The organism is Flavobacterium sp. H4147, assembly GCF_029360735.1.
GTDB classification, from domain to species: domain Bacteria; phylum Bacteroidota; class Bacteroidia; order Flavobacteriales; family Flavobacteriaceae; genus Flavobacterium; species Flavobacterium endoglycinae.
On sequence record NZ_JARKNB010000001.1, the window covers coordinates 1,454,778 to 1,480,403 of the forward strand.

At 35.8% G+C, this 25,626-nt stretch carries 17 protein-coding genes; 11 read left to right on the top strand and 6 right to left on the bottom strand.

Going from position 1 to position 25,626, the window contains the following annotated elements; genetic code table 11:
• Positions 1-125: 125 nt before the first annotated feature.
• Positions 126-1,925 (top strand): tetratricopeptide repeat-containing sensor histidine kinase, encoded by a 1,800-nt coding sequence (locus P2W75_RS06340; RefSeq protein ID WP_239023066.1) that lies wholly within the window; start codon positions 126-128, stop codon positions 1,923-1,925.
• 1 nt (position 1,926) lies between these two features.
• Positions 1,927-2,613 carry a response regulator gene (locus P2W75_RS06345; RefSeq protein WP_276379593.1) on the top strand — a complete coding sequence of 229 codons (687 nt, stop codon included), beginning with the start codon at positions 1,927-1,929 and terminating at the stop codon, positions 2,611-2,613.
• A gap of 83 nt (positions 2,614-2,696) precedes the next feature.
• Here P2W75_RS06345 and thiL read toward each other — a convergent pair whose 3' ends face one another.
• Complete coding sequence (gene thiL / locus P2W75_RS06350) at positions 2,697-3,743, bottom strand: thiamine-phosphate kinase (RefSeq protein ID WP_276379594.1); 1,047 nt, start codon at positions 3,741-3,743, stop codon at positions 2,697-2,699.
• Positions 3,744-4,002: 259 nt separating this feature from the next.
• Here thiL and P2W75_RS06355 point away from each other — a divergent pair, with 259 nt between their 5' ends.
• Together P2W75_RS06355 and P2W75_RS06360 are read left to right on the top strand one after the other, a co-directional pair.
• Entirely contained in the window at positions 4,003-4,482 is a 480-nt protein-coding gene (locus tag P2W75_RS06355; protein ID WP_207294327.1) for a DinB family protein, read from the top strand.
• A gap of 46 nt (positions 4,483-4,528) precedes the next feature.
• On the top strand, positions 4,529-5,029 hold the full coding sequence (locus P2W75_RS06360) for a DinB family protein (RefSeq protein WP_207294328.1): 501 nt from the start codon (positions 4,529-4,531) through the stop codon (positions 5,027-5,029).
• A 44-nt stretch (positions 5,030-5,073) separates the two neighbouring features.
• Here the strand turns inward: P2W75_RS06360 and P2W75_RS06365 are convergent, their stop codons facing one another.
• The 5 genes from P2W75_RS06365 to P2W75_RS06385 all read right to left on the bottom strand — a co-directional run bounded on the left by P2W75_RS06365 (position 5,074) and on the right by P2W75_RS06385 (position 10,428).
• Complete coding sequence (locus P2W75_RS06365; protein ID WP_276379597.1) at positions 5,074-6,036, bottom strand: YafY family protein; 963 nt, start codon at positions 6,034-6,036, stop codon at positions 5,074-5,076.
• Between the two features lie 106 nt (positions 6,037-6,142).
• Positions 6,143-6,757: an outer membrane beta-barrel protein gene (locus tag P2W75_RS06370; protein WP_207294330.1), complete on the bottom strand. Its 615-nt coding sequence runs from the start codon at positions 6,755-6,757 to the stop codon at positions 6,143-6,145.
• 241 nt (positions 6,758-6,998) lie between these two features.
• Positions 6,999-8,795 (bottom strand): translation elongation factor 4, encoded by a 1,797-nt coding sequence (gene lepA / locus P2W75_RS06375; protein ID WP_276379599.1) that lies wholly within the window; start codon positions 8,793-8,795, stop codon positions 6,999-7,001.
• Between the two features lie 162 nt (positions 8,796-8,957).
• Entirely contained in the window at positions 8,958-9,692 is a 735-nt protein-coding gene (locus tag P2W75_RS06380) for an NUDIX domain-containing protein (RefSeq protein WP_276379601.1), read from the bottom strand.
• A 19-nt stretch (positions 9,693-9,711) separates the two neighbouring features.
• Complete coding sequence (locus tag P2W75_RS06385; protein ID WP_207294332.1) at positions 9,712-10,428, bottom strand: NUDIX domain-containing protein; 717 nt, start codon at positions 10,426-10,428, stop codon at positions 9,712-9,714.
• Positions 10,429-10,921: 493 nt separating this feature from the next.
• Here P2W75_RS06385 and P2W75_RS06390 point away from each other — a divergent pair, with 493 nt between their 5' ends.
• The 7 genes from P2W75_RS06390 to P2W75_RS06420 all read left to right on the top strand — a co-directional run bounded on the left by P2W75_RS06390 (position 10,922) and on the right by P2W75_RS06420 (position 25,376).
• On the top strand, positions 10,922-14,011 hold the full coding sequence (locus tag P2W75_RS06390) for a TonB-dependent receptor (RefSeq protein WP_276379604.1): 3,090 nt from the start codon (positions 10,922-10,924) through the stop codon (positions 14,009-14,011).
• A gap of 12 nt (positions 14,012-14,023) precedes the next feature.
• On the top strand, positions 14,024-15,604 hold the full coding sequence (locus P2W75_RS06395; protein WP_207294334.1) for a RagB/SusD family nutrient uptake outer membrane protein: 1,581 nt from the start codon (positions 14,024-14,026) through the stop codon (positions 15,602-15,604).
• An 18-nt stretch (positions 15,605-15,622) separates the two neighbouring features.
• Complete coding sequence (locus P2W75_RS06400) at positions 15,623-16,477, top strand: hypothetical protein (RefSeq protein WP_276379608.1); 855 nt, start codon at positions 15,623-15,625, stop codon at positions 16,475-16,477.
• A gap of 138 nt (positions 16,478-16,615) precedes the next feature.
• A complete protein-coding gene (locus tag P2W75_RS06405) occupies positions 16,616-19,099 on the top strand; it encodes a glycoside hydrolase family 2 TIM barrel-domain containing protein (protein ID WP_276379610.1) in 2,484 nt (827 codons plus the stop codon).
• 119 nt (positions 19,100-19,218) lie between these two features.
• On the top strand, positions 19,219-21,618 hold the full coding sequence (locus P2W75_RS06410) for a TIM-barrel domain-containing protein (RefSeq protein WP_276379611.1): 2,400 nt from the start codon (positions 19,219-19,221) through the stop codon (positions 21,616-21,618).
• A gap of 76 nt (positions 21,619-21,694) precedes the next feature.
• Positions 21,695-23,701: a glycoside hydrolase family 97 protein gene (locus P2W75_RS06415; RefSeq protein ID WP_276379613.1), complete on the top strand. Its 2,007-nt coding sequence runs from the start codon at positions 21,695-21,697 to the stop codon at positions 23,699-23,701.
• Between the two features lie 112 nt (positions 23,702-23,813).
• Positions 23,814-25,376, top strand: a complete 1,563-nt coding sequence (locus P2W75_RS06420) for a glycoside hydrolase (protein WP_276379614.1) — start codon at positions 23,814-23,816, stop codon at positions 25,374-25,376.
• The last annotated feature ends 250 nt before the right edge of the window (positions 25,377-25,626 follow it).

Sequence of the window (25,626 nt, forward strand, 5' to 3'; positions counted from 1 at the left end):
ATATTCAGCTAAATTACGACCTTAAGCAAAAATATGCTCAAAAGGCATTTTCTATAGTGGTAAAACAAAAAAATGATTCTATTAATAGAGTTAATTTGTTTAAGATTGCTAATAGGTACTACAATATGAATGATTTTAAATCATATCATGCAATTTCACAATTGGTTTTAGACAGGTCCATAAGCAGTAAAGATTCGGCAAGTATTGCAAAAGCGTATATCTATCTGGGCGATTATTACAGTTCAAAAGTAATTTCTGATAGTGCTTTTAGAAATTATTTTCTAGCACAAAAGATTTATTTGCAGATTAACGATCAATATAATCTCGCAAAAACCTTATTAAGCAAAGCAAGTCTGCAATACAATGAATCTGATTTTTTTGAAAGCGAAATATCTGTCTTCAAAGCTTTAAGCATATTGAAAAATCAAAAAAATGTAAATGACCAGCTTTATGAATGTTATAATTTGTTGGGTATTTTATATAATGAAAGAGAAGAATATGAAAAAGCCCTTGAATATCAGAATAAAGCTTTAAATACTTTGAATGATAAATCGATTCCAGCCGATCTTCAGCTGAAAGCGACTTCTTTAAACAATATCGGATTTGTTTACATGCGTATGAAAAACTACAAACAAGCCATTGTTTATTTTGAAAAAGGACTTCAAGAAAAAAATCTATTCGAAGAAAAAACTATTTTATACGCGATGCTGCTTGATAATCTGGCTTATTCAAAATTGAAATCAGAACGATTGGATGGACTTCCGGATCAATTTTACCGATCTCTAAAAATCAGAGATAGCCTGGGATTAAAAATGGCCAAAATATCCAATCAAATTCATTTGTCTGAATATTATGCATTTAAAAGGGATACTTTTAGAGCTATACAATTTTCGAAACAAGCTTTGCTTCTCTCGCGTTCTTCAGATAAATTAGCAAATACGTTACTAGCTTTAAAACAAATCGCTGTAGTAGATCCTCGAAATGCTTCAAAATATTCAAGAGAATATATTTTGTTGAATGATAAAATGCTGAAAGCTGAACGTAATATGGGAGAGAAATTCTCTCGAATTGAATACGAAACGAGCGAAATTAAAGATCAAAATTCGAATTTGCAGGAACGAAACCGCACATTAATTTATGTTTTCAGTATTTGTACTTTAATTGGATTGTTTTTTTATGTCTATAAAACGCAGCAGGCGAAAAACCGAGAATTGCTTTTTAAACAACAGCAGCAAATTGCCAATGAAGATATATACAATTTAATGATTTCTCAGCAAAACGAAATTGAATCAACCCGAATAAATGAAAAGAAAAGAGTCGCGCAGGAATTACACGACGGCGTATTGGGCAGAATGTTTGGGGTAAGAATAAGTTTGGACAGTCTTGATAAAATTGATGAAACAGAAGCCGCCGATAAAAGAAAGAAATATTTGGCTGAGTTAAAAAATATAGAAGAAGATATACGGGAAATATCGCATGATTTAAATAGAGAAAAATCGGAATTAATTAATAATTTTATTTTAATTTTAAACAAATTATTTGAAAATCAGAGGAATATATATCCGTCTAAGTTAGAAGTTTCTTTTGATAATCAGATTAAATGGGAATCTATAAGCAATATGGTCAAGATTAATTTGTACCGTATTGTTCAGGAAGCACTTCAGAATTGTAATAAATATGCTAAAGCCAATCTTATCAAAATAGAATTTAAAAAACATAAGGAAGATGTAATTCTTTCGATTTTAGATGATGGAGCAGGGTTCAATACAAAACGTACTAAAAATGGTATTGGACTGCATAATATTGAATACAGAGCAAAAGAATGTAACGGAACGGTTATCATAAAATCAGCCAAAGGAGAAGGGACACTTCTTATAATTAAAGTTCCAATCGACCCAAATAATAACCTGCAAAAAACGATTTAATTTGAAAACCCCACTTTCGGATTTAAAGAAACCTAATATTTTAATCGTCGATGATCATCCTTTTATCATCGAAGGCTATAAAAATGCCATAACGCGATATAAACCTAAAGAATATGAGTTTATAATTTCGCAAGCTCACGATTGCAGATCGGCTTATGATTTACTCGAAGATCAGGAAACGCCAAAGTTTGAAATCGCATTTCTGGATATCAGCATGCCCGCTTATGAAGAAAAAGATCTTTTTTCGGGCGAAGACCTGGCAAAACTTATCTTGAAAAAAATGCCCGAATGCAAGATTGTTCTTTTAACAATGTATACCGAGCTTCTTAAAATTAAAACCATCATCAGGTCGATAAACCCAAACGGACTAATCATTAAAAACGATCTTACTTTTGATGAACTGCTTCTGGCGTTTGATAAAGTAATGAAAAACGAAAAATATTACAGCCAGTCGGTAATGAAAATGCTGAATCAATCCGCGCATAATTCAATAGAAATTGATGAGTTTGATAAACAGATTTTGTTTCAACTATCAAAAGGAACCACAGTTCACGAAATGCCAAAATACATCCCGATTTCGCTGCATGAAATTGAAAAACGACTGCTAAGCCTAAAAGAACTTCTAAAAGTACGATCTGGTGTCGATAGTGATTTGGTGAAAGAAGCCAAGAGTAAAGGACTTTTCTAAATAAATTCAAATAAAAAAATCCAAATTCCAAATGTAAGCCATTGGATTTTGGATTTTTTTTTATTTTAAAATTTAAAAAAAAATTATTCACTCAAAGCATCCCAGCCTCTTGCTTTCAAAGCGATTTTGGTATTGGCACGAGTTACTAAGTGAATACCTTCACTTTCTTCGGTCATATGACCAATAATGGAGAAGTTTGGATTCCCTTTTATTTTGTTGAAATCATTAATATCAATAGTAAAAAGAAGCTCATAATCTTCACCTCCGTTAATAGCAACTGTTGTACTGTCGATATTGAATTCTTCGCAAGTCGAAATAAACTGCGGATCTAATGGCAGTTTATCTTCATACAAATTACAGCCTACTTTTGACTGTTTGCAGATATGAATAATTTCAGAAGAAAGTCCGTCTGAAATATCAATCATCGAAGTTGGTTTTATTTCAAGGGCGTGCAAAAGTGTGCGAACATCTTTGCGGGCTTCCGGTTTTAATTGTCTTTCGACCAAATACGTGTAAGGATCTAAATCTGGCTGGTTGTTTGGGTTTACCTGAAATACCTGTTTCTCACGTTCCAAAACCTGCAATCCCATATAAGCCGCACCAATATCTCCAGTTACGACTAATAAATCGGTTTGTTTAGCGCCGTTTCTATATACAATTTCATCTTCATCGGCTTCACCAATTGCAGTAATGCTGATAATTAATCCTTTTTGTGATGAGGTAGTGTCCCCGCCAATTACGTCAACTTTATATTCTTTTGAGGCATGTGTAATTCCCTCGAATAATTCTTCTAAAGCCTCCAGCGGAAAACGATTTGAAACAGCAACCGAAACTGTAATTTGTGTCGGTTTTGCGTTCATAGCGCAAATATCAGATACGTTTACAACAACGGCTTTGTATCCTAAATGTTTCAATGGCATATACGCCAGATCAAAATGAACACCTTCTATTAATAAATCAGTTGATACAACTACTTTTTTATTTTTAAAATCAAGAACAGCTGCATCATCACCAATACTTTTTAAAGTTGATTCCTGAGTAACATCAAAATTTCGGGTTAAGTGGTCAATCAAGCCAAATTCGCCCAATTGAGCTATACTGGTTCTCTGCGGGTTTTTATCTTCGATCATTTCTTTAAGTTCCAAAGTTATTAAGTGGCAAAGGTACAAAGGTTTTTTCTTTTAGAGGTACAAAGGCACAAAGGTTCAAAGGAGTGAAGTTTTTTTTGATTTTTAAGTAAAGGCATCAATTTTACAGACGTAGTGCTATGTATTTCTCTGTTTTTCAGTATGAAAAAAAATATTTTTAAAATTGTTTTTTCCTGCTGACAAACTGTTGTCACCGACCCATTTTAATTTTGGAGTATAGAAATTTAAAAACGTATACATCATGAAAACATTAGAAGCACAAGTAATTACATCAGAAGATTTACTAAAACACTGGCAGGGTCACCGCGCACTTACGCGTCGTTTAATCGAATTGTTTCCAGAAAAAGATTTCTTTGAATTTTCAATAGGAGGAATGCGTCCTTTTGCAAAATTGGTTGATGAGCTTTTGGCAATTGCAGCTCCAGCATTAAAAGGAATTGTAAACAGAGAAGCTCAGCCTTATACAGAAGGAGCTGAAAAATTGATTTTTAAAGCTCAATATCTTGAAAAATGGGACGAAGCTACAGAAGAGATAAATAAATACTGGGAGCAGTTATCTATTGAAGATTTCAGTGAAACTTTTAACCTTTTCGGACAGTACGAATTTCCAATTATTCAAAATATTTTGTATTTTATTGATAATGAAGTACATCACCGTGGACAAGCTTACGTATATTTGAGAGCCCTAAACATTGAACCACCATTTTTCTGGGAAAGATAATGAGTATTAAATGCCTTTATTCCATTAACAATTAAATCCTAAGACTATGAGTTTAAAAAGAATAATGTCCAATTATGCAGATTATAATTTATGGGTAAACCAGCAATTCGTAAGTTGGCTTTCGCCGAAATCTGATGAACTGCTTTATGCAGAAGCCATTTCGAGTTTTTCAAGTATAATGAAAACACTCGATCACATCTGGAGCACAGAAGAATATTGGTTTTCGGTTATTTCTGAAACTCCAATGAAAGAAAAGAAAGACATCAGCGAATTATCCAGAGATGAGATATTTGCTGGTCTGCTGGACTCGTCTACAAGATTGAGAAACCTTATTCATTCAATGTCTGATGAAGATTTAATTAAAGAAGTTAAAATTATCAATCCGTGGTTTGAATGTGAGGAACCTATTTCAAATTATCTGATTCAGGTCATCAATCATGGCACCTATCACAGAGGTCAGATCGTAACGATTGGACGAAATGTTGGAATCACAGACGCCTCAAATACCGATTATAATTTTTATAATGTCGTAAAGGCAAAACAATAACTAAAAAACTCCCAAAGATGAAATAAATCTCTTTGGGAGTTTTTTTATAAAAGCCTTTTTTTATTGACTTCTAATAATTCTAAGGTTCGTGTTTTTAATATTTCAGGCTCTAGGATTTTGGCATAATCACCAAACATTAAAAACCAGCGCGGAAAAGCATTATTGATATCACTGCTCATAAAAGTCATTTCGATTTCGTCGCCAACTTCTTTCTGAGAAATAAAACCATGATATTTTCTTTCTTGAGCCAGATATCTTGCGATTTTCTTTTCGACCAAAATCCGAACTTTTGTAGTTGGATGAGCTGTTTTGTCTTTAGCCAGATAATTTTCCAATGGTTCATGTTCGATTGTAAAATCGAGTTCTGTTTTTTTAATTCCGTGAATACGGTCAGTTCTAAACTGGCGGTAATCTTTTCGAAGATGACAATATCCTAAAAAATACCAGTTGTTATTATCATGAAAAACACCCACAGGTTCCAGGTTTCGCTGTGTGGTTTCATCTTTTTCAAAAGTTTTATAGGTAAGAAGAATTTGTTTCTTTTCGGCAATTCCTTCAAATAGAATTGCTAAAGTATTGGGAGAATTATCATTGAACATTGGTTCTGCAGTCTGCATCAAAATTCTCGATTCGATGTTCGAAAGATAATCTTTATCGTTACTTCTTAATACCGATTTCAACTTATACATCGCCGAAGCGTAATGTGTTCCTAAAGACGGATCAGTAAATTTCTGCATCAATTTTTCGGCGGCGATAAAGCTGCTTACTTCCTCGCGGGTAAACATAACGGGCGGAAGTCTGTAACCCTCCATTAAAGCATAACCAACGCCGGCTTCGCTATAAATAGGAACGCCCGAAGCTTCAAGAGTACGAATATCTCTGTAGATAGTCCGGAGACTACAGTCAAAACGATCGGCTAATTCCTGAGCTTTTACAATTTTTTTAGATTGCAATTGAATCAAGATAGCCACAATTCGGTCAAATCGTTTTGGAGTTTCGTCAAGCATTTTTTTATTTTTTGAACTTCAAAGTTACAAAGGTTAAAAGTTTTAAGAAATAAAAAAGCTGTCCCAAATTGAGACAGCTTTCTATTTTGTAAGTTATAAAAATGAATTAAAATCTATACAAAAGCCCAAACTGCGGCTGATCGAAGATGTTTTCAAACAAATTGATGTTCAAATTGAAAGTATCCGATGATGGGCCATCTTCAGGAGAAACGCTGTTGTACGACAATATGTTTGCTAATGTAAAAGTCACAGCGATATTTTTGGTAATAAAATAGTTTAAACCAACATTAATGTCAGCCGTTACACTATTGGTAGTATCGTCTGTTGTAGGACCTTCAACTCTATTTCTTCCGTAACCTACACCAGCTTCGGCAAATGTTTTAAGACGTTTTTGATCTAATTCTAAAAAATAGTAACGAGCGAATGCACCCACTCCAAAAACATTTGTTTTAATATCAGTAGATTCTACTTTGTTACTTCCTACTGTTACTTTTGCTCCAACAGCAAATTTGTCATTTAAAAAATAACCAAATGATGGAGTAACTGCATAATAATCTTCATCGCCGCCAGTGCTGACTTTGATAGCTCCTTCAAGAATCATATCTCCTGATTGAAAAGTTACACCTTTAGCAGAATGCATTTCTGAATCGACTTGATCTTGTTGGGCATTTGCAAAATAAAAAGTGAAAAGTGCTAATAAAACAGAAAATTTGGTTTTCATAATTATATATATTTAAAATTTGTAAGATTAAAGATATATTTTCTGATTTTAATTGACTTTATCTTTGCTTGAATGCGTTAATAAACAATTTTTTAGGTTAATATTTTGATATTTTTGAAGGTTTTTTCCTGTTTATAATTGAATGTTTTTAGAAGAATTTAAGAAACAAAAAACCCAACAACTTTCGTTATTGGGTTTATATTTTTATTCTTGTTTCTTTCTTCTTTTTTCTAAAAAAGGCTTAGTCATTTAATTTCAAAACAGCCATAAACGCTTCTTGAGGAATTTCAACGTTTCCTACTTGTCTCATACGTTTTTTACCTTTTTTCTGTTTTTCAAGAAGTTTACGCTTACGCGAAATATCTCCACCATAACATTTTGCGGTAACGTCTTTACGAAGTGCTTTAATCGTTTCACGCGCAATGATTTTCGCACCAATCGCGGCTTGAATCGGAATATCAAATTGCTGTCTTGGAATCAATTCGCGTAATTTCTCGCACATCTTTTTACCAATGTTATACGCATTGTCTTCGTGAATCAAAGCCGAAAGCGCATCAACAGACTGTGCATTTAATAGAACATCCAGTTTTACTAGTTTTGAAGTTCTCATTCCAATAGGAGAGTAATCAAAAGAAGCATACCCTTTAGAAACAGTTTTTAAACGATCGTAAAAATCAAATACAATTTCTGCAAGCGGCATATCGAAATTCAGCTCAACACGCTCTGTTGTTAAATAGGTTTGGTTGGTAATTAAACCACGTTTTTCGATACACAAACTCATTACGTTTCCTACGTAATCAGCTTTTGTAATGATGGTTGCTTTAATAAATGGCTCTTCAACGCGATCTAATTTTGAAGGTTCTGGTAAATCAGAAGGGTTATTTACTACGATCGCCGTTTCTGGATCTTTTTTAGTGTAAGCAAAATACGAAACGTTAGGAACTGTTGTAATTACAGTCATGTCGAACTCACGTTCTAAACGTTCCTGAATGATTTCCATGTGAAGCATTCCTAAGAATCCGCATCGGAAACCAAAACCTAGAGCGGCAGAACTTTCAGCAGTAAATACTAAAGAAGCATCGTTTAGCTGCAGTTTTTCCATAGAAGCTCTAAGGTCTTCATAATCTTCGGTATCAACTGGATAAATTCCGGCGAATACCATTGGTTTTACATCCTCAAAACCAGTAATCATATTCGTTGTCGGAATTTTTGCATCTGTAATAGTATCACCCACTTTTACCTCACGGGCTTCTTTAATACCAGAAATCAAATAACCAACATCTCCAGCCGAAACCAGATTTTTAGGAACTTGATTTAGTTTTAAGGTTCCAATTTCATCAGCAAAATATTCATTGTCCGTAGCCATGAATTTAATTTTCTGACCTTTTTTAATCTCACCGTTTACCACTCTGAATATTACCTCAATTCCACGGAATGGGTTATAAACCGAGTCAAAAATTAGCGCCTGTAATGGCTCTTCTGGATCTCCTTTTGGAGCTGGGATTTTTTCAATAATAGCCGCTAAAATATTTTCAACACCAAAACCTGTTTTTCCAGAGGCATGAATAATATCTTCTAATTTACATCCCAATAAATCGATAATATCATCGCTTACTTCTTCAGGATTTGCACTTGGTAAATCTACTTTATTTAAAACAGGGATAATTTCTAAATCATTCTCTAAAGCAAGATATAAATTAGAAATAGTCTGCGCCTGAATACTTTGAGCCGCGTCTACAATTAAAAGTGCTCCTTCGCAGGCTGCGATAGATCTTGAAACTTCGTACGAGAAATCCACGTGACCGGGAGTATCAATCAAATTCAAGATGTATTCTTCACCTTTATAAGTGTATTCCATCTGAATGGCGTGACTTTTAATAGTAATACCACGCTCACGTTCTAAGTCCATGTTGTCCAGCAGCTGTGCTTTTTCCTCACGGGCAGAAACGGTTTGAGTGGCACTTAGTAATCGGTCAGCCAATGTACTTTTACCGTGGTCAATGTGTGCAATAATGCAAAAATTACGTATCTTCTTCATTGTATTATATCAGTTCTCTAACGAGTTTTAGTATTTTTTGTATATAAATTGCGCTGCTGCAATAGCTTTAGAGCATCTTATTTAAGGGGCAAAGATAGCGCAAAGTTTTGGATTCTGGAATGCTGAACAGCCGATAGTTAAACATGAAACTTAAAAAGCGCTTTAAAATTCGAAATTAAATCCTTTTTCTGTTAATTTTTTATAGATTTCAGGATCAAATTTGAAGAGTTTTGCCGCACGGTGCGAAACATCCTGTTGTTTTTCGTCTAAGGCCACAAGTAATTTCATGTGCAGAATTTTTCTTCGGAAATTCGATTTATCTAATTCAATACCAAGGATTTCTTCATACAAATGCATAAGCTGCAACAACGTAAATTTTTCGGGAAGAAGATTAAAACCAATCGGAGCTTGACGAACTCGGTTTCGAAGCTGCATCAAACTGAAATCTAAAATCTCATTATGGTCAAAAATCAGGTTTGGGATTTCGTTAATTCGGCACCATTTGGCTTCTCGAACTGCGAGACTTGCTTTTACATCGTAATCTTCCTGATTTACTAAGGTATAATAACCAATAGTAACTACACGACGATCGAGTACACGTTTTGGATTGGTAAACGCTTTAAGTTGTTCGAGGTAAATATTATCAAGACTGGTAAGTTCGTATAGAATTCGCTGTGCAGCATCATCGGCACTTTCTTCTCTTTTAAGCCAGCCACCCAATAAACCCCAGCTTCCTTCGCTTTCACCTCCGGCATGTTGTACTAAAAGGACTTCAAGACTTTCTTTTTTAAAACCAAAAATAACACAGTCAATCGAAATACCGTCAATTTCTGGTGTTACAGTATTTTCGGAAATGCATTCGTTTGTTTTTGAAGTTTTTTTAGATGATGCTTTCATTTTGCTTTATAAGCAGTTTTTAAAATTCGAAATTAAACCCTTTTTCGGTTAGTTTTTTGTAGATGTCAGGATCAAACTTATAGAGTTTTGCGGCTCTATGTGAAACATCCTGCTGTTTTTCGTCTAAAGCTACCAGTAACTTCATGTGCAGAATTTTTCGTCGGAAATTCGATTTGTCCATTTCAACACCCAGAATTTCTTCATACAAATGCATGAGCTGCAATAACGTAAATTTTTCCGGCAGAAGATTGAAACCAATAGGTGCCTGACGGACTCTGCTGCGGAGATTTTTCAAACTATACGCCAGAATTTCGTTGTGGTCATAAATCAAATCAGGAATACTGTTGATTTTATACCATTTTGCATCGGCGGCTGTAAAACCCGCTTTAATATTATAATCTTCTCTTTTTACAAGAGCGTAATATCCTATTGTAATAACACGGCGCAATGGAAAACGATCTGGATCGCCAAAAGCTTTAAGCTGTTCCAGATAAATATTGTCAAGTCCGGTAAGTTCATTCAATAAACGATGAGCAGCATCGTCAGTACTTTCCTTTTTGTAAATCCATCCTCCAGGAAGACCCCATTTTCCTTTGCTAATTCCTTCTGCATGCTGCACCAAAAGTACTTCCAGGCTTCCTTCATCAAAACCAAATATTACACAGTCAATTGTGATTGCGTTCATTGCATTTTGTTCATTTTTTGAAACAGATTCGGCATCTACTTTTTTCTCCATGTGCGAATTAATTATGGACAAATTAAGCAAATAAAATGCTAAAGTGCCCTTATTGATGAATTAATATTTTTTTAACAAACCAAAAAATTGATACTCAATTGTTTGAAAATGGGTTTAAAATACAGTTTGAAATTTAAAACTTTTAAATGATTGATTGTCAAAATGCTAGTTTGTGATTTTTTCAACATTTTTTATTTCACTTTTCTCATCTCTGTTGTTAGATTGATAAAAATGACTTCATATAAATCAGAATAGAAAAAAAATAACCTTAATATTTTGCTAAAATAGAAAAAAAGTTTTACACTTGTAGTCAAATTTACCATAAGATATTTTCAAAATGACTATAAGTTTAAATAACTCGTATTTTGGAAGATGAGATCGGCAGAAAATATTTTGAATTATTCGTTTTGGGTAAATCGGCTGCATGAAAACTTACACTTAATCAATATAAAAAAACCGTAACTAACTTAATTTAAATCAACTCTTATTTAGTATGAAAAGCAAATATTGTATTAAAACACTGCTTCCGTTTTGCACGGCTTTGTTTTTTAGCTTATTTATGATACAGTCGGGTTTTGCACAGGCACAATCCCAATCTGTAAGTGGAACTGTAACATCGGCTGTTGACGGAATGGGCGTTCCAGGAGCTACTGTTGCAGTAGAAGGATCAAAAAACGGTGCCGCAACCGATTTTGATGGAAATTATAAAATAGAAGCCAAAACCGGCGACGTGCTTGTGTTTACTTTTATTGGATTTAAAACACAGAAAGTAACTGTAGGAACTCAAAAAACAATCAATGTTACTTTACAAGAAGAAACCGCAGAACTTAAAGAAATTGTAGTAATTGGATATGGAACTCAGAAGAAAAAGGTAAATACAGCTGCCACTTCATTAGTATCTGGAAAAGATATCCAGCAGGTTGCCAGCCTTGATGTTGTCAATGCTTTACAAGGTCAGGCTTCAGGGGTCTCTGTAACTTCTTCTTCAGGACAGCCGGGTGCTAATATGGTGGTAAACATTCGTGGTGCCGGTACAGCAGGAAACAGCGATCCCTTGTATGTAGTCGATGGAGTTGTGGTTGATAACGGTATCGGCTATCTTGATCCTTCGATTATCGAAAGGGTTGACGTTTTAAAAGATGCTTCGGCGGCTTCTATTTACGGTGCGAGAGCGGCAAACGGAGTTATTTTGGTAACAACCAAAAAAGGAAAAGACGGAAAAATGAATGTTTCTTTTAATTCCTATACAGGTTTTCAGCAAGTTGCTAAAAAACTGGATTTAATGAACACGCAGGAGTATACAACCATTATGAACGAAGCCCGAGTTAATTCAGGATATACTCCATTATATACGAAAGCGCAAATTGCTGCATTTCCTAACCACGACTGGCAGGACGATTTGTTTAATGAAGGTGCGATCAAACAAAATCACTCTCTTTTAATTTCTGGCGGTGACAAAAAATCAACCATTGCAACTGGATTATCGTACTACGGACAAGAAGGTATGATTGGCGGTGTGGCCAATCAATCACAATACGATCGTGTTACTTTTAGTGTGAACTCAACTTCAGAAGTAATCGAAAATCATTTAAAAATTGGTGAAAACTTCACATTCGCAAACACAAAAAGCAGCGGAATTGCCGATGACGGAATTTACAGCAACGGTATTAGAAGCTTCTTGAACGCCGCTCCAATTGATGCTGCGTATGATGCAAACGGAGATTTTGCGCATTCTGTTATTTCAGCAGATATCAGCAATCCAGTGGGATCATTGTATTACAATAACTTTAATCAAACGAAAAATAACCGTTATGTAGGCAACATTTTTGCAGAATTAAAATTCTTAAAAGACTTTACCTATAGAACTAGTTTTGGTGTTGATATGACAGATAGTAATTATCGTTCTTTCAGACCGGTTTATTCACTTTCTTCAAATGATAATAATACTGTTTCGAGCGTAACACAAAGCGCAACGAAATCAATGGGATGGATTTTTGAGAATACACTTCAATACAAAGTAACCATCGCCAATTCTCATAATATTGATGTTTTGGTAGGAACATCGGCTAAAAAAAATACAGCTGATTATATGGAAGGTCAAGGAAGAAACTTAATCTTCGACGATTTTAAACACGCTTATTTAGATAACGCAAAAGATCCTACTTCAAATGTGGTAAAAGGAAATCGTAGAGATTACGCAATTCAGTCTTATTTCGGACGTTTGCTTTACGACTACAACAATAAATATTTATTCTCTGCTACAATTCGTCGTGACGGTTCTTCAGAATTTGGTCCGGATAATAAATATGCAATTTTCCCATCGTTCTCTGCAGGATGGAATTTAGACAAAGAAGCTTTCTTTACAGAAAACAAAGTTTTAAATACATTCAAATTAAGAGCAAGCTGGGGACAAAATGGTAACGACCAGTTTGCGAGAAGATTTGCTTATATGTCAACAGTAAACTCTACCGATAAAACATATCATTTTGGTACTGGAGACGAGACACTTTTGGTAGGTTCAAGCCCAGATCAGCTCGCGAATCGTGACTTAAAATGGGAAACTTCAGAACAGTTAGACTTAGGTTTTGATGCTACTTTATTTACCAATTTTACTTTAACTTTTGATTACTACGATAAGAAAACAAAAGACTGGTTAGTACTTGCTTCGATTCCTGCGTATGCCGGAGCAACTGCACCGTATATCAACGGAGGTGACGTAAGCAACAAAGGTTTTGAGATTGGTTTAGGATACCGCACTCATTTTGGAAAAGATTGGAATTTTGGTATCAACGCCAACCTTTCACGTAACCAGAATAAAGTACTTAGAATTGCCAACAACGAAGGAATTATTCACGGAGAAAGTAACGTTTTATTTCAAGGTTTAGATGAGATGAACCGTGTTGAGGTTGGAAAACCAATGGGTTATTTCTACGGATTAAAAACAGACGGAATTTTCCAAAATGCTGCTGAAGTTGCTGCAGGAGTTCAGCCAAATGCACAACCGGGAGACGTTCGTTTTGTGGATTTAAATGGTGATGGAAAAATTGACGCTAATGATAAAACGCAGGTTGGTAATCCAAATCCAGATATTAATTACGGGGTTAATTTAGAATTATCGTACAAAGCTTTTGACTTGTCGATTAATACATACGGTATTGCAGGCGGACAAAACGTATTCGGAATCCACGATTACACACGTGCTTACACCAATAACACAACTGATGTTTTAAACAGATGGACATCTGAAGGAACTTCAAACAGAATTCCAAGAGTAACATACGGAACTGATGCCAACGGAAACTACACGAAATTCTCTGATTTATACATTCAGAATTCAGATTTCTTTAGAATTAAAAATGCAACTATCGGATGTGATTTGACAAAACTAACAAACAAGTTAAGCTTCTTCACAAAATTCAGATTGTATGTTGCCGGAAATAACATTTACACATTTACGAAGTACAAAGGAATGGATCCTGAAATTGGTTTCGGAAACGTAAATCAGTCTTGGGCTAAAGGAATCGATGTTGGATATTATCCACAGCCAAGAACCTATATGATGGGGTTAAATGTTAACTTTTAAATTATGAAAACCATGAAAAGATATATAAAATTATTTGCCCTTTCAAGCGTACTTGTTTTAGGTGCTTGTTCGGAGGATTTTTTGGAAAATGAACCATACACAGATAAAGTAACCGAGAATTTTTATAAGACACCATCTGATGCTTTTGAAGGATTGGTAGCAGTTTATGATGTATTACAGCGTGAAGCATATGGCGGGCCTTTGTTAATTAGCGAGCAGGCTTCTGATGACTGTTTTGGAGGTTATGGCATTGCCGATGCCCAAACAGATATTGAATGGGATCGTTTTCTATATGTGTCCGATAAAGACATGAATAAAGATGTTTGGTCAAATGCCTATTTAGGAATTTACAGAGCCAATGTTTTATTAGAAAATCTTGACCGTGTAAACTGGGGTTCAACTCCTGAATTAAAAACGCGTTACGAAGCAGAAGCTCGTTTTTTACGAGCGCACTTTCATTTTACAGCAGCTAAAATGTTTGGAGATATTATTCCTCTTGATCATACTGTAACTACAAGCGAGTTCGAATTGCCAAGACAATCACCAGAAGTTACCTATGCATTAATTGCAAACGATTTAAAATTTGCAGCTGATAATTTAGGACCAGAGAATTATTCTCAAAACGGAAATGCAAATTATGGTCGTATTACAAAATGGGCTGCAGAAGCATATTTAGCAAGAACATTTTTATTCTATACAGGCGTTTACAACAAAACAGATTTAGCTGGAGTAGTTACAAAACCTCAAGTGATAACTTATATCAATGATGCTGTAAACAACAGTGGTCATGCATTAGTTCCAGATTTTGCAAACCTTTGGCTGGCGGCTTCTTTTGAAACTTTTGCCGGAGAAGACAATACCGAAATGGTTTGGGCTGTACGTTTTAACGGTTCAGGAAAAGGAAACTGGGATTTACACGAAGGAAACCGTTTTCAAGTTAACATCGCACCTCGTGGTGGTGCAATTGGAAAATATGCAACAGGATGGGGAGGAGCAACTGTAAACCCGAAATTGGTTGGGGAATACAGCGCTACTGATACCAGAAAAGCCGCTTCATTTATTGACTATGCAGGTGAAGGTTTAAACTTTAATGCCGAAGCCAGAGAACAACGTCAGTACACCGGATATTCATGGAAAAAATACTGCCCGATTACCAACGCTGCCGGTGTAAGTGTAGTAGAAGCAAACGGAGGAAATTTCCAAATAGACAACTATCAAGATTATGCCATCATTCGTTTTGCAGATGTATTGTTAATGGCAGCCGAATTGAATTTAGAATCAAACCCAGCTTTAGCACAAACCGATTTAAACAGAGTTCGTGACCGTGCATTTAAAAACACAACGAACCGTGTAACTGCAACGCTGGATAACATTATGAAAGAACGTCAACTAGAATTGGCACTTGAAGGACTGCGTTATTTCGATTTATTGAGACAAGGAATGGCAAAAACAAAAGCCGCAATTGATAACACAACAGGAGGTTCTCAATTTGCAGTAACCTTTAGAACAGAAACGCAAGGATGGTTTCCATTACCGCAGTCTCAAATAATACTTTCAAATGGCTCGATTACTCAAAATCCGGGTTGGAATTAATTTTAACACAAAATAATTATGAAACGTTTATTATATATATTGATCGCGGCAGTAACAATTGGCTCACTTTTGTTTTCATGCGAACCGGTTGAAGATCGTGAAAGCCTGCCAGCCGTAAACCTTACACCTGAAAACATTAAGTTTTCGGTAACCCAGAATACAGCAAATAAAAACGAGATTATTTTAAAAAATAATGATGCGGCCGTAATTCCGTATTGGAAATATGTAGATGCAAGTGGTAATGAATTAGGACATTCTAATAAAAGCGATGATAAAATCACATTTCCGTTTGCTGGAAAATATACCATTTATTATACCGCTTACGTAAGAGGAGGTTCTGTAGATGCTGCGCCTGTAACCGTTGATGTGCCTGAAAATGATGAAACATTCTTCAGCGATCCAAGATGGGAAATGCTGACCAATGGCACCGCAGGAAAAACATGGGTTTTAGATTTTATCGACCCAGTTGGCTGGTCTGGTTTAGACTATCCCGGAACAACAGGCGACAACTGGAACTGGTTTCCAGATTACGCGAGCAACTCTTGGGTTATGCCAAATAAAAACTGGGGAGAAATGCAATTTAACTTAAATGGAGGATACAATACAAAAGTGATTCAGACTGCTCAAACATCGAATGCACAAACCACAAAAGCCGGAACCTTTAGTCTTGATTTGACCAACAATAGACTGATTTTTAACAATGGAGTTGAAATGCAGTATGGAGGAGATTATCACCCTGACTGTAGTAACTGGACAAATGTAAAATTGGTTCAACTTACTTCCACCTCATTACGTTTGGGAGTAAAACGTGATCAGAGTAGAACAGGAGAAGGAGTTTGTCTGATTGTTTTCCATTTCAAACCAAAACCGTAATTAGTTAGTTTTTGAAGTCTCAGTTGTAAAAACATTTTTATAATGTTCTTTATGACTGAGACTTAAATAATTTACCTCCAGAAATAGAAGCGTTGTTTTTTATTTCTATCTTCAATTTTCCAAATAAAAAAAGTACCAATGCAGATCAAAAACAAATTAATAAGCCGTTATGTATTAGCACTCGCTGGAATCATTTTTTTGAATTCCTGTACAAAAAAGCAAGATGCATTTGTAAACCGAAAAGTTTCTTTTAATGCAGATTGGAGTTTTCATCTTAATGACAGTTTGGTTGATAAAGATACAATCGGAACCTCCACAAAATGGAGAACTTTAGATGTTCCTCACGATTGGAGCATCGAAGGAAAATTTGACGAAAAAAGTCCTGCCGGTTATGGAGGAGGATCTCTTAGCGGAGGTTTAGGCTGGTACAAAAAAACATTTAAAGTCGCTGCAGAAGACAGCACAAAAATAACTTCAATCACTTTTGATGGCGTTTACAGAAACAGCGAAGTCTGGGTAAACGGCCATTATTTAGGAAAACGTCCAAACGGATATATTGGTTTTCAATATCAAATTTCTCCTTACCTAAATTACGGAGACAAAAACAACGAAATAATTGTTAAGGTTGACAATTCAAAACAACCTAATTCACGCTGGTATTCCGGCTCAGGAATTTTCAGAAACGTCTGGATTGAAACCACAGATAAACTTCATGTTGAAAATTGGGGAACTTATGTGACAACTCCAAAAGTTACCGCTGAAAAAGCTTCGGTAAATATTGAAACGCGAGTTCAGAATGATCATTTAGCTTCAAAAAAAGCAAAAATTGTGACCACTATTTATAAAGAAAATTCAAAAGTAACGTCATCTTCAAGAGAAATAACTCTTACTAAAAAAAGCAGCATACTACTCAATGAAAAGTTAGAAGTTGAAAATCCAATTTTATGGTCAAATGAAAAACCGGAATTGTACACAGCAGTTACCGAAATTTTAGTTGAAGATAAATTGGTTGATCAATACAAAACCAACTTTGGTATTAGAGAATTTAAATTTGATTTGAACAAAGGCTTTATTCTGAATGGAAAGCAAGTCAAAATAAAAGGAGTTTGTATGCACCACGATTTAGGTCCGTTGGGTTCTGCAATCAACACGCGCGCGATAGAACGCCAATTGGAAATTCTAAAAGAAATGGGTGTAAACGGAATCAGAACTTCACACAATCCTCCCGCTCCAGAACTATTGGATCTTTGCGACAAAATGGGCTTCATTGTAATGGATGAAGCTTTTGATATGTGGAAAACAAATAAGACAAAATACGATTATGCTAATGATTGGGACAAATGGCACAAACAAGATTTAATCGATCAATTGCGTCGCGATAGAAATCATCCAAGTATTTTTATTTGGAGCATCGGAAACGAAATTCCAGATCAATGGAGCGAAACCGGAGTGCAAATTGCAAAAGAATTGGCAGCAATAGTACGTTTAAATGACAAAACACGTCCGCTTACTGCAGCGATGAATCCGCCAGTCAATATGAATATGAACGAGGTAACGTTGCAATTTGAGAAGAAAAATGTTCAAATTAATCCAATTGCCGCTTCTGGAGTTTTAGATTTAATAGGATACAATTATGCGCATCAAACCTATTCGCATCATCAGGAAAATTTCCCTAAAACACCTTTCATCGCAACCGAAACCACTTCAGGTTTGCAGACAAGAGGATATTACGACGCTGTTTCAGACACAATCAAAAAATGGCCAGTAAGATGGGATCTTAAATTTACAGAAGGAAATCCTGGTAACACCGTTTCGGCCTACGATCAAGTGCAGGCGCCTTGGGGATCAACGCACGAAGCTACTTGGAAAGTAGTTAAAAAATACGATTTCCTTTCTGGAATGTACATCTGGACAGGTTTTGATTATATCGGAGAGCCAACACCGTACGAATGGCCATCGGTAAGTTCCTATTTCGGAATTGTCGATTTAGCCGGTTTCCCGAAAGATGTGTATTATATGTACCAAAGCGAATGGACAACTAAAGATGTTCTTCACATTTTTCCGAATTGGAACTGGAAAGCGGGACAGACAGTTGACGTTTGGGCTTATTACAATAATGCAGATGAGATTGAACTTTTCGTAAACGGAAAATCAGTTGGAAAAAGAGCTAAAAAAGGAGATGATTTGCATGTAATGTGGAGAATTCCTTTTGAGGCAGGAACGCTTAAAGCAATTTCTCGTAAAGGCGGAAAAGTAGTTTTAGAAAAAGAAATCAAAACGGCTGGAAATCCTTCGCAATTAAAACTAACTGCCGATAGAAGTACCATCAAAGCAGACAAAACTGATTTGTCTTTTGTAACCGTAGATATTTTGGATGCGAACGGAATTTTAGCCCCAAATGCAAACAATGAAATCAACTTCTCATTAAAAGGAAACGGAAAAATTGTAGGTGTTTGCAGCGGCGATCCAGTAAGCCATGAATCTTACAAAGGAATAAAACATACCGCTTTGGCAGGAAAATGTTTGGTGATTGTTCAATCGGGAGATAAATCTGGAAGATTAGAATTGACCGCTAAAGCGAATGGACTAAAACAAGCCACAATCGTAATTACAGCAGAATAGAATACCACGTTCCTGCAAGGTTTTCAAAACCTTGTAGGTATAAATAATATTTTGAATAAATAAAAAACAATACCTACGAGGTTTTGAAAACCTCGCAGGAAAACTAACATCTAGAATTAATGAAAAACTCACAACTAACCAAATTGTTTTCAGTCTTCATGTTTGGATTGCTGCTTTCGCCAAAAGCTTCAGCACAAATTCAAAACGCAGATGTACTGAACGCACCAATCGATATCAGTAAAGATTTTCAGAACTATCTGAACACTTTTTATTTCGCAGACGAACTAGCTTCTTTTGATCCTGCAACAGGAAAAGGAACGATTAAATATTTGAGATACAACTATAAAACACGTCAGGCTTTCAACAACATGATGATGAAACCGGATGTGGAAAAAGCAAACGAATTTCCAACAACAGAATATGCAGAATCTCCTGTTTTGCCATTCGAAATTCAGTTTGTTTCAGACAGAACCCTTCGTATCAAAGCGACTTCTGGACCACAATTTAATCCGCAGGCAACATCTTTAATGTTGGTTGACGGAGTGGCGCCGAATCATCCAGAATTATGGAAATATTCAAAAATTGAAGGTGGTCACAGCTACACAAGTAAACATGGAAAAGTTGAAATTTTGACAAAACCTTGGCACATAAAAATCTACGATGAAAAAGGAAAACTGTTAACAAGCACGCTTCACGATACTGATTTTAAAAACACCTATACGCCAACACTTCCGTTTTCTTATGTTCGTAGAAACAGCGATTATTCAAGAAGTATGGGTGCTGCGTTCAGTTTAGAACCGGACGAAAAAATATTTGGATGCGGAGAATCTTTCACACAATTCAACAAACGCGGTTCAAAAGTAGTTTTATGGGCAGATGATGCTAACGGAATCCAAAATGAAACCATGTACAAACCAATTCCGTTTTACATGAGCAGCCGTGGTTATGGAGTTTTTATGCATCATTCAACACCAATTACAGTTGATTTCGGAAAATATTTTTCAAGTGCAAACGAAATGTACATTGGAGATGATGAAGCCGATTTGTTTTTCTTCATCGGAGAACCAAAAGATATTTTAGATCAATACACTAATTTGACTGGAAAAGCTGCCATGCCGCCACTTTGGTCATTTGGTTTCTGGATGAGCCGTATTACCTATTTCTCAGAAAAAGAAGGACGCGATGTTGCCAGAGATTTGCGTAAATACAAAATCCCAACAGATGTAATTCACTTTGATACCGGTTGGTTTGATGTAGATTGGAGAAACAACTATGAGTTTGCAAAATCTCGTTTCCCAGATGCAACCAAAATGATGTCTGATTTGAAAAAAGACGGTTTCCAAGTTTGTCTTTGGCAATTGCCTTATTTCACGCCAAAGAACACTTTGTTCCCAGAAATCATGGATAAAAATTTAGCTGTAAGAGATAGAAAAGGAAATCTGCCGTATGAAGATGCGGTTTTAGATTTCTCAAATCCAGAAACGATTTCTTGGTACCAAGGAAAATTGAAAAAGTTATTTGACGAAGGAGTTGCGGTTTTTAAAGTAGATTTTGGAGAAGCAGCACCGCCAGACGGAATTTACCATTCTGGAAGAACAGGTTTCTATGAGCACAACTTATATCCGTTACGATACAACAAAGCAGTTGCCGAAATCACGCAGAAAGAAAAAGGATACACTTTAATCTGGGCGAGAAGTACTTGGGCAGGATCACAGCGTTATCCGTTACATTGGGGAGGAGATTCTGAAACTACAAACGGCGCGATGTCGGCAGAATTGCGCGGCGGACTTTCATTAGGATTAAGTGGATTCAGTTTCTGGAGTCACGATGTTGGAGGATTTGCAACTAAATCTCCTGAAAACATTTATAGAAGATGGACACCATTCGGAATGTTTACATCTCACGTAAGAAGCCACGGAGAGCCACCTCGCGAACCTTGGTTGTACAGCAAAGATTTCTTGGAAGGATTTAGAAAAGCAGATAATATGCGCTACGAATTGATGCCCTATATCTACGCTCAAGCAAAAGAAAGTTCTCAAAAAGGATTGCCAATGATGCGAGCTTTATTTGTAGAATATCCAAACGATCCAGGAGCGTGGTTAGTGGATAATCAGTATTTGTTCGGATCAAGTATGTTGGTTGCACCGCTTTTTGAAGAGGTTGAAGAAAGAGACGTTTACCTTCCAGAAGGAACTTGGATCGATTATCAAACTAAAAAAGTCTATCAATCTGGCTGGCACAAAATCAAAGCGGGCGAAGTGCCAATCGTAGTTTTAGTAAAAGACGGAACGGCATTACCTCACATCGGTTTAGCACAATCAACAAAAGATATGGATTGGAGCAAACTAACCTTAAAAGTATTCGCTAGCGATAAAACGACTTCGGCTTCAGCCAAAGTTTATTTACCAAACGGAGATGCTGTACAAGAAATAAAAGTAACCAAAAACGGAAACAATTTTGACGTGACAACAAATCCATTAAACGGAAAAACCACTTTCAAAACAGAGTGGGCAAAATAAAAGATTAGCCACGAATTCACGAATACCATAAATTAAATTCGTGAATTCGTGGCTATAAAAACATAATACCAAAAAAATGAAAAATTATTTAATTCTCCCTGCTGTACTGTTTTCAATTACCGTTGGATACAGTCAGAAAACTAAAAACGCCTACGAACTCGCATCGCCAAACGGACAAAATAAAATCAAATTTGAGTTGGTTAAAAACGCTCCAAAATACACTGTTTCTCACGGAAAAACCGAAGTAATTTCTCCGTCAGAAATGGGATTTGTATTAAAAGGAAACGAAGATTTAAGCACCAACTTTGAAATCAAAGGAGCAAAAACTTCTACGTTTGATGAAACTTGGGAACAAGTTTGGGGAGAAAAGAAAAAGATTAGAAATCATTACAATCAATTAGTAGTCGATTTACAGCAAAAAACAGGAAACAAAAGAAAATTACAAATTCAGTTTCGTGCTTTTGATGATGGAGTAGCTTTTAGATATGTTTATCCAAAACAAAATGTAAAAGACAGTATTTTCATCATGGATGAAAAAACGACTTTCAACTTAAAAGAAGATGGAAAAGCGTGGTGGATTCCTGCAAACCGAGAAAACCGTGACGAATATTTGTTTAAAGATGCCCCAGTAAGTACGCTTGATACCGTTTTAACTCCCTTAACTATCGAAAGCAAAAGCGGATTGGCTTTAAGTTTCCACGAAGCAAACTTGTACGATTTTGCCAGTATGACTTTGGTCAACACAAAAGGAACAGAATTAAAATCGGATTTAGTGCCATGGGCTGACGGAGTAAAAGTTCGCGTGAAAGATTCGTTTACTTCTTCTTGGAGAACGATTCAAATTGGAGAAAATCCGGGAGAATTAATTACTTCTTATTTGGTTTTAAACCTAAACGAGCCAAACAAACTAAAGAATACAAACAGCTATTTCAAACCCTACAAATATTTAGGAATTTGGTGGGGAATGCATATCGGAAAATATACTTTTTGGGAGAGCGACAAACAAGGTGCAACTACAAAACATGCTGAAGAATATATCGATTTTACGGCAAAAGAAGGTTTTCACCACTTATTAATCGAAGGATGGAATAAAGGTTGGACACCAGGCTGGTATGAAAACCGCATGCACATGTTCAGCTTCACAAAAAGCGCTGACAATTTCGACTTAGAAAAAGTAGTGGAATATGGAAAGAAAAAGAACATCGAATTAATCGGATATCACGAAACAGGTTCCAACTTAATAAACTACTTAAAAGAAGTTGATGAAGGTTTTGCGTTATACAAAAAACTAGGAATTCATACCGTAAAAATTGGTCACGTAGGTTCTAAATTAAACATGAAACAAATGCACTTCGGACAGTTTGGAGTGAATTATTTCAGATACATTTTAGAAAAAGCAGCACAATACGATTTAGCGGTTTTATACCACGAATCGATTAAAGATACAGGAGAAAGAAGAACCTATCCAAACATGGTTTCGAGAGAAGCAGCGCGTGGACAAGAATACAACGCTTGGAGCGAAGGAAATCCGCCAAACCATTTAAGCATTATTCCGTTTACAAGATTGCTTTCTGGACCAATGGATTTCACACCTGGAATTTTTGATGTTGAGGTTAAACAAGGTTACCCAGGAAAAAGAATTCAAGGAACAGTGGGGCAGCAATTAGCATTGTACGTTACAATTTATTCTCCAATTCAAATGTTAGCCGATCTTCCTGAAAACTACGAAGGAAAACCAGCTTTACAATTCTTAAAAGACGTTCCGACCGATTGGGAAGACACAAAAATCTTAGAAGGAAAAATTGGCGAATACATCACAACAGCAAGAAAAGACAGAAACAGCGCCGATTGGTATTTAGGAACTTTGACAAACGAAAATCCTAGAAATGTAAATGTTTCATTGTTATTCTTAGATCCAAATGCAACTTACGAAGCTCAGATTTATGTGGATGCAGAAGGAACAGATCAAAAACGCAATCCAGAAGCAGTGGCCATTTCTAAGAAAACAGTAAAATCTACAGATTCTCTAAAATTAAATTTAGGTGGAGCTGGCGGTGGAGCAGTGAGATTCAAGAAATTATAATTTGTAGAGACGCACTGCATTGCGTCTTTTTACGCAAAGTTAAACCCGACAGGTTTTAAAAACCTGTCGGGTTTGGTAACGGAAATAGATAAAGACAAAAAACCATTTTCAGATGAAAAAACTTTTACTACTAGCAGTTTTATTTAGTTCAATCCATTCGTTTGCACAAAATGAAAACCGAACCATAAAAGTCGATTTCAATAAAACGGCTGGCAAACTAAACACCATGTTCAAAGAATGCATTGGTGCAGGAAGAGCAAATGAAGGTCTTCGAGCCGATTGGCAGCAGCAGTTGGCATTAGTAAAAAAGGAATGTGATTTTAAATACATTCGTTTTCATGGTTTATTGACAGATGATATGGCCGTTTACCGCGAAGACGAAAAAGGAAATCCAGAATACAATTACCAATACGTTGACGTTTTGTTTGATTTTATTGTAAGTCTGAAAATGAAACCTTTTGTTGAATTAGGTTTTATGCCGAATGCTTTGGCAAGCGGAAAAGAAACTATTTTTTGGTGGAAAGGAAATGTAACGCCTCCAAAAGATTATAAAAAATGGGAAGATTTAATTCGAAATCTAACCGCACATTTCAAAGAACGTTATGGAGACGAAGAAGTAAAGACATGGTATTTTGAAGTGTGGAACGAACCAAATTTAACGCCAGGATTTTGGACAGGAACTCAAGAAGAATATTATAAATTATACGATTATGCAGCTCGCGGTATAAAAGCCGTAAACCCAGCTTATAAAGTCGGCGGACCAGCAACTGCAGGAGCGGCTTGGGTTCCAGAAACGATTGCTTTTTGCACTAAAAATAATCTTCCGATCGATTTTATTTCGACACATGCTTACGGAGTAAAACATGGCTATTTGGACGAATTTGGAACTTCGGGAACAATATTGAGCAAAGATGAATTTAGCGTAAGCGGAGAAGTGATCAATTCGCGCAAACAGATTGCAGAATCGGCTAAGCCAAATCTGGAACTGCATTATACAGAATGGAGTTCTTCATACACACCAGCAGATCCCATTCACGACAGTTATCATTCGGCGGCGTATATTTTGCAGAAATTAAAACAAGTTGGGAACGCTGCAAACTCAATGTCGTATTGGGTTTTTACTGATATATTTGAAGAACCGGGGCCAAGATTTACGCCTTTTCACGGCGGTTTCGGATTGTTGAACACGCAGGGAATTAAAAAACCTGCCTATTTCTCTTATTATTTACTGAATAAATTGGGAGAAACAGAACTTCAAAATTCAGATAAAGCGTCTTGGACTTCTAAAAATGCAAAAGGCGATCTTCAGGTTTTATTGTGGGATTTTACGAATACACATCCGGGCGATAAAGAACTGAATCAGACGTATTACATTAAAGATCTTCCATCAAAAGAAAAAGGAAAAGTCAAAATTGAAGTCGACGGAATGCAGAAAGGAAAATATGTATTGGAAATCTACAAAGTTGGTTATAAAGTAAACGATGTTTACGCGGATTATTTAGCAATGAACAAACCGAGTCAGCTAACTCGTGAGCAAGTTAATTCGATAAAAGAAAAAAATAACGGAGCACCAATTTCAACAGAAAAAATTACAATTGATGCAAAAGGAACTTTTAGCAGAGAATTCAAAATCAATGAAAATGATGTTGTAATGCTGAATTTGATTAAACAATAATCCATTGGGGAAATTTAATTTAAACACATAGAAACATAGATTTTTATTGCTTCTGATTAAGATTATAAAAAAAGCAAGCTTTAACACACTAATGTGTTATATTATAAGTGAAACGACTTTTGTAAGTTTCTCAAAGCTATGTTTCTATGTGTTAAAAATAATTTTACACAATAGATTGAACAATAATTTTAGATAAAACCACAAACATAAAAGAATATTAACTGGGTTTAAAGACCTGCGTGAGGAATCA

Coding starts and splice junctions, on each gene's coding strand:
- P2W75_RS06395 (WP_207294334.1), top strand. CDS start 14,024: ATGAAAAGATATATAAAATTATTTGCCCTTTCAAGCGTACTTGTTTTA.
- P2W75_RS06405 (WP_276379610.1), top strand. CDS start 16,616: ATGCAGATCAAAAACAAATTAATAAGCCGTTATGTATTAGCACTCGCT.
- P2W75_RS06380 (WP_276379601.1), bottom strand. CDS start 9,692: ATGAAAGCATCATCTAAAAAAACTTCAAAAACAAACGAATGCATTTCC.
- P2W75_RS06370 (WP_207294330.1), bottom strand. CDS start 6,757: ATGAAAACCAAATTTTCTGTTTTATTAGCACTTTTCACTTTTTATTTT.
- P2W75_RS06340 (WP_239023066.1), top strand. CDS start 126: ATGAATGATTTTAAATCATATCATGCAATTTCACAATTGGTTTTAGAC.
- P2W75_RS06385 (WP_207294332.1), bottom strand. CDS start 10,428: ATGGAGAAAAAAGTAGATGCCGAATCTGTTTCAAAAAATGAACAAAAT.
- P2W75_RS06390 (WP_276379604.1), top strand. CDS start 10,922: ATGAAAAGCAAATATTGTATTAAAACACTGCTTCCGTTTTGCACGGCT.
- P2W75_RS06400 (WP_276379608.1), top strand. CDS start 15,623: ATGAAACGTTTATTATATATATTGATCGCGGCAGTAACAATTGGCTCA.
- P2W75_RS06420 (WP_276379614.1), top strand. CDS start 23,814: ATGAAAAAACTTTTACTACTAGCAGTTTTATTTAGTTCAATCCATTCG.
- P2W75_RS06355 (WP_207294327.1), top strand. CDS start 4,003: ATGAAAACATTAGAAGCACAAGTAATTACATCAGAAGATTTACTAAAA.
- lepA (WP_276379599.1), bottom strand. CDS start 8,795: ATGAAGAAGATACGTAATTTTTGCATTATTGCACACATTGACCACGGT.
- P2W75_RS06415 (WP_276379613.1), top strand. CDS start 21,695: ATGAAAAATTATTTAATTCTCCCTGCTGTACTGTTTTCAATTACCGTT.
- thiL (WP_276379594.1), bottom strand. CDS start 3,743: ATGATCGAAGATAAAAACCCGCAGAGAACCAGTATAGCTCAATTGGGC.
- P2W75_RS06410 (WP_276379611.1), top strand. CDS start 19,219: ATGAAAAACTCACAACTAACCAAATTGTTTTCAGTCTTCATGTTTGGA.
- P2W75_RS06360 (WP_207294328.1), top strand. CDS start 4,529: ATGAGTTTAAAAAGAATAATGTCCAATTATGCAGATTATAATTTATGG.
- P2W75_RS06365 (WP_276379597.1), bottom strand. CDS start 6,036: ATGCTTGACGAAACTCCAAAACGATTTGACCGAATTGTGGCTATCTTG.